Annotated in this window: 1 protein-coding gene (cut by a window edge); it reads left to right on the plus strand. The window is 73.6% G+C overall.

The genetic code is table 11. From position 1 onward, the window contains the following. Positions 1-12,471: the 5' portion of an SDR family NAD(P)-dependent oxidoreductase gene (locus ACWD3E_RS28800; protein WP_451390558.1), read on the plus strand. It continues 3,555 nt past the right edge of the window; the window shows 12,471 of its 16,026 coding nt (coding positions 1-12,471); the start codon lies at positions 1-3; the stop codon falls past the right edge of the window.

The raw sequence follows: 12,471 nt of genomic DNA on the forward strand, positions 1-12,471 counted from the left end.
CTGAAGGAGACCGAGCGTCTGCGGCAGCAGAACCGGGAACTCGCGGCGGCGGCTCACGAACCCATCGCCATCGTGGGCATGGCCTGCCGCTACCCCGGCGGGGTCGCCTCCCCGGAGGACCTGTGGCGGCTGGTGACCTCCGCCGGCGACGGCATCTCCGGGCTGCCCGCCGACCGCGGCTGGGACCTGGAGAACCTGTACGACCCCGACCCGTCGACCTCGGGCACCACCTACGTCCGCGAGGGCGGATTCCTCCACGACGCCGCGGACTTCGACCCCGGACTCTTCGGCATCAGCCCGCGCGAGGCCCTGGCCATGGACCCGCAGCAGCGCCTGCTGCTGGAGACCTCCTGGGAAGCGCTGGAACGCGCCGGGATCAACCCTGCCGCCCTCAAGGGCAGCCGCACCGGCGTTTTTGCCGGCGCCAGCCACCAGTACTACGGTCCCAAGCTCCACGAACCGGCCGAAGGCGTCGAGGGACACCTCCTCACCGGCAGCGCGACCAGCGTGCTCTCCGGCCGCGTCGCCTACACCCTGGGCCTCGAAGGCCCCGCGGTGACCGTCGACACCGCCTGCTCGTCCTCCCTCGTCGCCCTCCACCTCGCCGCACAGGCCCTGCGCTCGGGGGAGTGCACCCTCGCCCTGGCCGGCGGCGTCGCCGTGATGGCGACCCCCGGCCCGCTCGTCGAGTTCTCCCGCCAGCGCGGCCTGGCCATGGACGGCCGCTGCAAGGCGTTCTCGGCGGACGCCGACGGTATGGGCATGGCCGAGGGTGTGGGCATGCTGCTGCTGGAGCGGCTGTCGGACGCCCGGCGCAACGGTCACCAGGTGCTGGCGGTGCTGCGGGGCAGCGCCGTCAACCAGGACGGTGCCTCGAACGGCCTCACGGCGCCGAACGGTCCGTCGCAGCAGCGGGTGATCCGTCAGGCGCTGGCGAACGCACGGCTGACGGCGGCCGAGGTGGACGCCGTCGAGGCCCACGGCACCGGTACCCGGCTGGGTGACCCGATCGAGGCGCAGGCCCTCCTCGCCACCTACGGGCAGGGACGCGAACTGCCCCTCTGGCTGGGCTCGGTGAAGTCCAACATCGGTCACTCGCAGGCCGCCGCCGGTGTGGCCGGCGTGATCAAGATGGTGCTGGCGATGCAGCACGGCGTGCTGCCGCAGACCCTGCACGCCGCCGAGCGCACCACGCAGGTCGACTGGTCGGCGGGTGCGGTCGAGCTGCTGACCGAGGCGCGGGAGTGGCCGGAGACCGGGCGCCCGCGCCGCGCCGGCATCTCCTCCTTCGGTATCAGCGGCACCAACGCCCACACGATCGTGGAGCAGGCTCCCGAGCCGACCGCCGCCGACACCCAGACCGAGAAGGCCGCCCCGGTCCGCACGGCCGTGGTGCCGTGGGTGCTGTCCGGCCGTACCGAGGCGGCCCTGCGGGACCAGGCCCAGCGCCTGGCCGAGCACGTCCGATCCCGGCCCGGGGACGCATCGGCCGACATCGCCCTGTCCCTGGCCACGACCCGCGCGGCCCTGGAACACCGGGCCGCCGTCGTCTCCGACGACCGGGACGAACTCCTCGCCGGACTCCAGGCGTTGGCCGAGGACCGGCAGACCCCCGCGCTGCGCCGCGCAGTGGCTCAGGGGGAGAGCCCGCTCGGATTCCTCTTCACGGGGCAGGGCGCTCAGCGTGTCGGGATGGGCCGTGAGCTGTACGCGGCGTTCCCGGTGTTCGCGGAGGCGTTCGACGCGGTGTGCTCGCGCTTCGAGCTTGATCGGCCGCTGAAGGACGTTGTCTTCGGGGACGCGGCGGGGCTGGACCGGACGGTCTACACGCAGGCGGCTCTGTTTGCCCTGGAGGTCGCCCTCTTCCGGCTGTTGGAGTCGTGGGGTGTGACGCCGGATGTCCTGCTGGGGCATTCGATCGGTGAGCTGGCCGCCGCGCATGTGGCGGGGGTCTGGTCGCTGGAGGACGCCTGCGCTCTGGTCGCGGCGCGTGGTCGGCTGATGCAGGCGCTGCCCGAGGGTGGCGCCATGGCGGCTGTGCAGGCGACGGAGACCGAGGTCGCCGAGGCGCTGTCCGGCAAGGATTCGGTCTCGATCGCCGCCCTCAACGGGCCGAACTCCGTGGTGATTTCCGGTGACGAGGATGTCGTACTGGAGATCGCTGCCCGTTTCGCGGAGCAGGGTCGCAAGACCAAGCGCCTGACGGTCTCCCACGCCTTCCACTCGCCTCGCATGGAGCCGATGCTGGCGGAGTTCCGCCGCGTCGCGGAAGGTCTGTCGTACAACGCCCCGCGCATCGCGGTCGTCTCCAACGTGACCGGTGAGCTCGCCACCGCCGAGGAACTGTGCGACCCGGGTTACTGGGTGCGGCATGTCCGTGAGGCCGTGCGCTTCACGGACGGGATGCGGGCGCTGGCCGCGGAGGGTGTGCGCACCCTCATCGAGCTGGGGCCGGACGGTGTGCTGTGCGCGATGGGGCAGGAGTGCCTGCCCGACGACGCCGACGTGCTCGGTGTGCCGCTGCTGCGCGGTGGGCGTGCGGAGGACGGCACACTGACCGCTGCTGTCGCGGCGGCCCATGTGCGGGGCGCCGCGGTGGACTGGGCGGCGTTCTTCGCGGGCCGTGGGGCCGAGCCGGTCGAGCTGCCGACGTACGCCTTCCAGCACGAGCGGTACTGGCTGAAGACCAAGGCGCTGCCGGGGACGGGCGAACTGCCCGGTGGCGTGGCCCTGTTGGACCATCCGCTGCTGGGTGCCGCCGTCACCCTGGCCAGTGACGACCGGCTGCTGATGATGGGCAGGCTGGCCGTCGACATCGAGCCGTGGCTTGCGGACCACGCGGTGCTGGGACCGGTGCTGCTGCCCGGCACGGCATTCGTGGAGCTGGCCCTGCGGGCCGGTGACCAGGTCGGCTGCGACCGGCTGGACGAACTGACCCTCGAGGCGCCGCTGATCGTGCCCGAGCAGGGCGCGGTGGAGCTCCAGCTGGAGGTGGGCGCGGCCGACGCGTCCGGCCGCCGGACGGTGACCCTGCACTCCCGCCCCGCCGCCGCGGACGACCGCCCCTGGACCCGGCACGCGGGCGGCGTGCTGTCCCCCGGGGCGCGGGCGATGGCGCCCGCCGAGTCCGTCGGCCAGGCATGGCCGCCGGCCGGTGCTGCGCCGGTCGAACTGGACGGCTTCTACGAGCGACTGGCCACCCTGGGCCTCGACTACGGCCCGGTGTTCCAGGGACTGCGCGCCGTGTGGCGCGGCGACGGCGAGGTGTTCGCCGAGGTCGCGCTGCCGGAGCAGGCGGCCGGGGACGCCACCCGGTTCGGGCTGCACCCGGCGCTGCTGGACGCCGCCCTGCACGCGCTGGGGCTCGCCGACCTGGTGGCGGAACCCGACCGGGTCCAGCTGCCGTTCGAGTGGCGAGGCGTCTCGCTGCACGCCGCCGGCGCGGCGGCCCTGCGGGTCCGGCTGTCCTCGGCGGGCGCCGACGGCGTCGCGCTGGACATCGCCGACTCCCTGGGCCGGCCCGTGCTGTCCGTCGACCGGCTGGTCCTGCGACCGGTCACCGGGGAGCAGCTGGCCCAAGCCCGCGCCGACCACCACGACGCCCTGTTCCGGGTCGAGTGGACCGCGACGCAGGCCACGGAAGAGCCGTCGGGTGACTACACCGCGGACTGGGTCGAGCTGGGCGCGGAGGAGACCGCCGATCTGGGCGCCCTCGCCGCGGCCGTCGACGCCGGCCGGCCCGCCCCCGCGGCAGTCGTCCACCGGGTCGCCACTGACACCGCGGACGTCGACTCCCTCGCCGACGCCGGCTACTTGGCCGCCCGTGCCGTACTGGACCTGGTCCAGGCATGGCTCTCCGACCACCGGTTCACCGCGTCCCGGCTGGTGCTGGTCACCACCGGCGCGGTCGCCGCGACCGGCGACGGGGACGTGCGTAACCCCGATGCTGCGGCGGTGTGGGGTCTGGTGCGGTCGGCGCAGTCGGAGCACCCCGGCCGACTGGTGCTGCTGGATGCCGACCCGGCGACGCCCGCCGCCCCGCTGCCGGCCACCGCCCTGCGGTCCGCCGAGCCCCAACTCGCCATTCGAGATGGCTACTTGCTGACCCCTCGGCTGGCCAGGGCGCCGCGCGCCGAGGCCGACGCGGGCTTCGTACCCGACCCAGCCGGAACGGTGCTGCTCACCGGCGCCACCGGCGCCCTGGGCGGACTGCTCGCCCGGCACCTGGTCACCCGGCACGGCGTACGACACCTGCTGCTGACCAGCCGCAGTGGCGCACGGGCCGAGGGCGCCGCGGAGCTGGAGGCGGAACTCACCGCCCTGGGTGCCACGGTGACCCTCGCGGCCTGCGACGTGGCCGACCGCGACGCCGTCGCCGCGCTGCTGGCCGACATCTCCGCCGAACACCCGCTGACCGCCGTGGTCCACGCGGCCGGCGTACTCGACGACGGCCTGGTCGACACGCTCACTCCGGAGCGCCTCGACCGGGTGTTCCGGCCCAAGGCGCACGGCGCGGTCCACCTGCACGAACTCACCCGCGACCTCAACCTGTCCGCGTTCGTGCTGTTCTCCTCCGTCTCGGGCGTCGTGGGCAGCGCCGGTCAGGCCAACTACGCCGCCGCCAACGCCTTCCTCGACGCCCTGGCCGGGCACCGCCGCGCCCAGGGACTCCCCGCGACCTCCCTGGCCTGGGGCCTGTGGGACGGCGACACGGGCATGACCGGCGCCCTCGACGAGGGCGACCTGGCCCGCATGCGCCGCGCCGGAATGACCGGACTCACCGCCGAGGAAGGGCTCGCCCTGTTCGACGCGGCCTGTGCCGGGGCCGACGCGGCACCCGTGCCGGTCCGCCTCGACCTGGCCGCCCTGCGGCGCATTGAAGTACCGTCCCCGCTGCTGCGCGGCCTGGTCCGCGGCCCGGCCCGGCGCACGGCGGACACCGCCGGCCCCGACACCGCGGCCGGAGCGTTCGCGGACCGCCTGACCCGGCTGCCCGCGGCCGAACGGGCGCGACTCATCCTCGACCTGGTCCGCACGGAGACCGCCGCCGCGCTCGCCTTCGCCGGACTCGACGAGGTGCCGCCCGCCAAGGCGTTCAAGGAACTCGGCTTCGACTCGCTGACCGCCGTCGAACTCCGCAACCGCCTCAACGCGGCCACCGGACTGCGTCTGCCCGCCACCCTCGTCTTCGACTACCCCACGCCCACCGCCCTGGCGGAGCTCCTCGCCTCCGAACTCCTGGGCAACGAGCCGGAATCGGCCGACCTCACGGGCTCGCGTGGCACTGCCACCCCGACGACCGCTGACGACGAACCGATCGCGATCGTCGGCATGGCCTGCCGCTACCCCGGCGGCGTCACCTCACCGGAAGACCTGTGGCGGCTGGTCGCCACCGGCAGCGACGGCATCAGTGAGTTCCCCGCCGACCGCGGCTGGGACCTGGAGAACCTGTACGACCCCGACCCGGCCCGCGTCGGTACCTCGTACGCCCGCGAAGGCGGCTTCCTCCACCAGGCAGGCGACTTCGACCCCGGCCTGTTCGGCATCAGCCCGCGTGAGGCCCTGGCCATGGACCCGCAGCAGCGCCTGCTGCTGGAAGCCTCCTGGGAGGTCTTCGAGCGGGCGGGGATCGACGCCGGTTCGCTGAAGGGCAGCCCCACCGGTGTGTTCGCCGGCGTCATGTACCACGACTACGGCGCCCGGCTGAACACCGTTCCGGACGAGGTCGAGGGCTTCATCGGCACCGGCACGTCGAGCAGCGTCGTGTCCGGCCGCATCGCCTACACCTTCGGCCTGGAGGGCCCCGCCGTCACGGTCGACACCGCGTGCTCCTCCTCCCTCGTCGCCCTGCACATGGCCGTACAGGCGCTGCGCTCGGGGGAGTGCTCGCTCGCGCTTGCCGGCGGCGTCACGGTGATGTTCACGCCCGGCACCTTCGTGGAGTTCTCCCGTCAGCGCGGCCTGGCACGCGACGGCCGCTGCAAGTCCTTCGCGGACGCGGCGGACGGCACCGGCTGGGGCGAGGGCGTCGGTGTGCTCCTCGTGGAGCGGCTGTCGGACGCCGTGCGCAACGGTCACCGGGTGCTGGGCGTCGTGCGCGGCAGCGCCGTCAACCAGGACGGTGCGTCCAACGGCCTTACGGCGCCGAACGGTCCGTCGCAGCAGCGGGTGATCCGTCAGGCGCTGGCGAACGCGCGGCTCACGACCGCGGATGTGGACGCGGTGGAGGCGCACGGTACGGGTACCCGGCTGGGTGACCCGATCGAGGCACAGGCCCTCCTCGCCACCTACGGCCAGGACCGTGAACTGCCCCTGTGGCTGGGGTCCATCAAGTCGAACATCGGGCACACGCAGGCTGCCGCGGGTGTGGCCGGTGTGATCAAGATGGTGATGGCGATGCGGCACGGCGTGCTGCCGCAGACCCTGCACGTCGATCAGCCCTCGCAGCAGGTCGACTGGTCCGCGGGTGCGGTCGAGCTGCTGACCGTGGCGCGGGAGTGGCCGGAGACCGGGCGCCCGCGGCGTGCCGCCGTGTCCTCCTTCGGCATCAGCGGCACCAACGTCCACACGATCATCGAGCAGGCACCGGACACCGTCCCGGCCGAGGAGTCGGTCCGGACGGTGACCTCGCCGGTGGTCCCGGTTGTGCTCTCGGGCTCGACCGAAGCCGCCCTGCGGGCCCAGGCGGCTCGCCTCCTTGACCACTTGGACCGCCACTCGGAGTTCGAACCCGGCGACGTGGCACTGTCGCTCGCCACTGCGCGCGTGACGCTGGATCACCGGGCTGCCGTCGTCTCGGGGGATCGCGACGAACTCCTCGCTGGGCTGGCAGCGTTGGCCGAGGGTGAGGGTGCGCCGGGGCTCGTGCGTGGGTCGGTCGGTGATGGTGGCCGGGTCGGGTTCCTGTTCACGGGTCAGGGCGCCCAGCGTGTCGGAATGGGCCGCGAACTGTACGCGACGTTCCCGGTGTTCGCGGAGGCGTTCGATGCGGTGTGCTCGCGTTTCGAGCTTGATCGGCCGCTGAAGGACGTTGTCTTCGAGGACGCGGCGGCCCTGGACCAGACCGTTTGCACCCAGGCAGCTCTTTTCGCCCTTGAAGTGGCGTTGTTCAGGCTGTTGGAGTCGTGGGGCGTGACGCCGGATGTCCTGCTGGGGCATTCGATCGGTGAGCTGGCCGCTGCGCATGTGGCGGGGGTCTGGTCGCTGGAGGACGCGTGTGCGCTGGTGGGCGCGCGTGGTCGGCTGATGCAGGCGCTGCCCGAGGGCGGCGCGATGGTGGCCCTGCAGGCGACCGAGGCTGAAGTCGCCGAGGCGCTGACCGGCCGGGACGACGCGGTGTCGATCGCCGCCCTCAACGGGCCCACTTCTGTGGTGATTTCGGGTGACGAACCTCAGGTGCTGGAGATCGCTGCCCGTTTCGCGGAGCAGGGTCGCAAGACCAAGCGCCTGACGGTCTCCCACGCCTTCCACTCGCCTCGCATGGAGCCGATGCTGGCGGAGTTCCGCCGGGTCGCGGAGGGTCTGTCGTACAACGCCCCGCGCATCCCGGTCGTCTCCAACGTGACCGGTCGTCCGGCCACCGCCGCGGAACTGTGCACCCCGGAGTACTGGGTGCGCCACGTCCGCGAGGCGGTCCGCTTCGCGGACGGGATCAAGACGGTCGCCGAGCAAGGCATACGCACCCTGATCGAGCTGGGCCCGGACGGAGTCCTGTCCGCGATGGGTCAGGAGAGCACCGACGCGCTGTACGCACCCGCCCTCCGTACGGGACGTTCCGAGGCGGAGACCCTGACCGCGGTGGTCTCGCAGGCGCACGTGCGTGGAGTCCCGGTCGACTGGGCGGCGTTTTTCGCCGGGCGCGGCGCCAGGGCGGTCGAGCTGCCGACGTACGCCTTCCAGCACCAGCGGTACTGGCTGGCCGGTGGCCGTTTCGCGGGTGGTGCGGAACTCGCCGGTGTGGGCTCTGCAGGCCATCCGTTGCTGAGTGCTTCGGTGGAACTGCCGGACACCGGTGGGGTGTTGTTCACCGGTCGGCTGTCGCTGGACGAGCAGGCCTGGCTGGCTGACCATGCCGTCCTGGGCTCGGTCGTGCTGCCCGGTGCCGCTCTGGTGGACCTGGCCGTGTGGGCGGGGGACCAGGTCGGCTGCGGCCGGGTCGCGGAGCTGTCGTTCGAGAGCGCGTTGGTCGTCCCGGAGCGAGGCGCCGTACAGATCCAGGTGGCCGTCGGGGACGCGGACGAGCAGGGGCGGCGTGCGCTGACCGTGTACTCGCGTCCGGCGGACGCGTCCGAGGGCCGCTCCTGGACCCGGCACGCCGACGGTCTGCTGGCCCCGGAGAGCACGACGCCCGCGGCAGAGGTGTCGGTCTGGCCGCCCGCGGATGCTGAGCCGCTGCCGGTCGACGGCCTGTACGAGGCCCTTGCCGGCCTGGGTCTGGCCTATGGGCCGGTGTTCCAGGGCCTGCGGGCCGCGTGGCGCCGTGGTGCGGAGGTGTTCGCCGAGGTCGCGCTGCCCGAAGACATGGCCGACGAGGCCGGACGGTACGGTCTGCATCCGGCGCTGCTGGACGCGGCGCTGCACACGGTCGGGCTGGCCTCGCCGGCGGAAGAGGCCGGGGCGGCCGTGCTGCCGTTCTCCTGGGCCGGGGTCAGCCTGCACGCGGCAGGCGCCACCGAGCTGCGGGTACGGCTGGCTCCGGTCGGCGCCGACGCCTTCGCGCTGACGGTCACCGACCCCTCGGGCGAGCCGGTCGCCACCGTAGACGCGCTGACCGTACGGCCGGTGAGCGCCGAGCAGTTCGACAGCGCCCGCGCCACCGGCCACGACGGGTCGCTGTTCCGGGTGGAGTGGACGGCCCTGCCCCTGCCGGCGTCGAGTTCCGCGGACGGCGCCTGGGCGGTGCTGGACGACTCCGCCGGCCTGGCACGGCTGCTGGACGGCGAGGGCGCCGCGGTGTCGTCGTACCGGGATCTCGCCGAACTGGCGGCGGTGGACGGGCGACTGCCGGACGTGGTCGTGGCGGCCGTGCCCGACCGCTCGGGCGCGGTTTCCGGGAACACGGAAGCGGGCGGCGACGGCCTGCCCGAGGCGGTGCACGAGACGGCCCGGTGGACGCTGGAGCTGGTGCGGGACTGGCTGTCGCAGGAGCGGTTCGCCGGCTCGCGGCTGGTCCTGGTCACCCGTGGCGCGGTGGCCGTCGACGCGGGCGAGGAAGTGACCGATCCGGCCGCTGCCGCCGCTTGGGGGCTGGTGCGTTCGGCGCAGTCCGAGCATCCGGAGCGGTTCGTCCTGGTCGACCTCGATGCGGCCCCGGCCTCCGGTGCGGCGCCCGCGCTGGCGTCGGTGCTCGCCGCCGATGAGCCGCAGGCCGCGGTGCGGTCCGGCGCCGTACGCGTGCCACGGCTCACCCGCGAGTTCTCCTCGGCCCTGGCCGCGGCCCCGGTGTGGGACGCCGAGGGCACGGTGCTCGTCACCGGAGGCACGGGTGCGCTCGGCGCGCTGGTGGCCCGGCATCTCGTGGCCGAACACGGCGTACGCCACCTGCTGCTGACCAGCCGTCGAGGGCTGGAGGCGCCGGGCGCGGCCGAGCTGCGCGACGAGCTGACCGCCCAAGGCGCGCAGGTGACCGTGGCCGCCTGTGACGTCGCCGACCGGGACGCGCTCGCGCGGACCCTGGCGCAGGTGCCGGCGGAGCACCCGCTGCGCGCGGTGGTGCACACCGCCGGTGTGCTCGACGACGGCGTGCTGGAGGCGCTGACGCCGGAGCGCGTCTCGCGCGTCCTGCGGCCGAAGGCCGACGGCGCGTGGCACCTGCACACGCTGACCCGGCACCTCGACCTCTCGGCGTTCGTGCTGTTCTCGTCCGTCGCCGGTGTGATCGGCGGCCCCGGTCAGGCCAACTACGCCGCCGCGAACGCCTTCCTGGACGCGCTGGCCGCGCACCGTCACGCCGCCGGGCTGCCCGCCCGGTCCCTGGCCTGGGGCCTGTGGGAGCAGGCGGACGGCATGGCCGGCGCGCTCGACGCCGAGGACCTGGACCGGCTGCGGCGCTCCGGGATGACTCCGCTGTCCGCCGCGCAGGGCATGGCCCTGTTCGACGCGGCGGGCGGGGCCGGTGAGCCCGCCCTCGTGCCGCTGCGCCTGGACACCTCCGCGCTCTCCGCGGCACCGGCCGCGGCGGTTCCCGCGCCGTTGCGCGGCCTGGTCCGGCGGCCCGTCAGGAAGCGGGCGGGCGCCGGCGGCGGCGCTCCCTCCCTGAAGGGACGGCTGCTGGCCCAGGCGGAGGCCGACCGCACCCGTACCCTGCTGGAGCTGGTCCGCACCGAGGTCGCGGCCGTACTCGGCCACGCCTCCGGAGAAGAGATCGAGGCCGCGCGGGCCTTCGGCGAGCTGGGCTTCGACTCCCTGACCGCCGTGGAGCTCCGCAACCGTCTGACCGCGGCCACGGAACTCCGCCTCCCCGCGACCCTGATCTTCGACCACCCGACGCCGAACGCGCTCGCCGACCGTCTCCGGGCCGAACTGCTGGGCGAGGACGACGCCACCGACGCCTCGGCGACGACGGTGGCCGCTGCGGACGAGCCGATCGCGATCGTCGGCATGGCCTGCCGCTACCCCGGCGGCGTCATGTCACCGGAAGACCTGTGGCACCTGGTCGCCACAGGCGGCGACGGCATCGGTGGGTTCCCCGCCGACCGCGGCTGGGACCTGGAGAAGCTGTACGACCCCAACCCGGACAACCCCGGTACGTCGTACGTGCGCGACGGCGGCTTCCTCTACGACGCGGCCCAGTTCGACCCCGGATTCTTCGGCGTCGTCCCCAGCGAGGCGTTGGCGATGGACCCGCAGCACCGGCTGCTCCTGGAGACCTCCTGGGAGGCGTTCGAGCGGGCGGGCATCGACCCCGGCACCCTCAAGGGCAGCCGCACCGGTGTCTTCGCCGGAATCATGTACCAGGACTATGCCTCCCAGGTCGGCGATGTCCCCGAAGGCGTCGAGGGCTACCTGGGCTCCGGCAACGCGGGCAGCATCGCCTCCGGGCGCATCGCCTACACCTTCGGGCTGGAAGGCCCGGCCATGACCGTGGACACGGCCTGCTCGTCCTCCCTGGTCGCCCTGCACCTCGCCGCGCAGGCGCTTCGTTCGGGGGAGTGCACGCTCGCACTGGCCGGCGGCGTCTCCGTGATGTCCACGCCGAGCACCTTCGTCGACTTCTCACGCCAGCGCGGCCTCGCCGCCGACGGCCGCATCAAGTCCTTCGCGGACGCGGCGGACGGCACCGGCTGGGGCGAGGGCGCGGGCATGCTGCTGCTGGAGCGGCTGTCCGACGCCGAGCGCAACGGGCACCGGGTCCTGGCGGTGGTGCGGGGCAGCGCCGTCAACCAGGACGGTGCGTCCAACGGGCTTACGGCGCCGAACGGTCCGTCGCAGCAGCGGGTGATCCGGCAGGCGCTGGCCAACGCGCGGCTCACGACGGCCGATGTCGACGCGGTCGAGGCGCACGGCACGGGTACGACGCTGGGCGACCCGATCGAGGCGCAGGCCCTCCTCGCCACCTACGGCCAGGATCGCGAACTGCCGCTGTGGCTGGGGTCCATCAAGTCGAACATCGGGCACACGCAGGCTGCCGCGGGTGTGGCCGGTGTGATCAAGATGGTGATGGCGATGCGGCACGGCGTGCTGCCGCGCACCCTGCACGTGGACGAGCCGTCCCGGCAGGTCGACTGGTCCGCGGGTGCGGTCGAGCTGCTGACCGAGGCGCGGGAGTGGCCGGAGACCGGGCATGCGCGCCGTGCCGGTGTGTCCTCCTTCGGGCTCAGCGGCACCAATGCGCACGTGGTCCTGGAACAGGTTCCGCAGGAGGAGCCCGTCGACGCGCCGGAAGCGGCGACCATCGACTCGCCGGTGGTGCCCTGGGTGCTGTCCGGTCGCACCGAGGAGGCCCTGCGGGCTCAGGCCCAGCGCCTGGCCGAGCAGGTGCGCTCCCGGCCGGAGGAGGCGTTGGCCGACATCGGCCTGTCGCTGGCCACGTCCCGGGCTGTCCTGGAGAGCCGGGCTGCCGTCGTCTCGGGGGACCGCGGCGAACTCCTCGCTGGGCTGGCAGCGTTGGCCGAGGGTGAGCGTGCGCCGGGGCTCGTGCGTGGTTCGGTCGGTGATGGTGGCCGGGTCGGGTTCCTGTTCACGGGTCAGGGCGCCCAGCGTGTCGGGATGGGCCGCGAACTGTACGCGGCGTTCCCGGTGTTCGCGGAGGCGTTCGATGCGGTGTGCTCGCGTTTCGAGCTTGATCGGCCGCTGAAGGACGTGGTCTTCGAGGACGCGACCGCGCTGGATCAGACCGTCTACACTCAGGCGGCTCTCTTCGCCCTGGAAGTCGCTCTCTTCCGGCTGGTGGAGTCGTGGGGTCTGGCCCCGGATGTCGTACTGGGCCACTCCATCGGCGAGTTGGCCGCCGCGCATGTGGCGGGCGTCTGG

This window comes from Streptomyces sp. NPDC002676 (genome assembly GCF_053592455.1).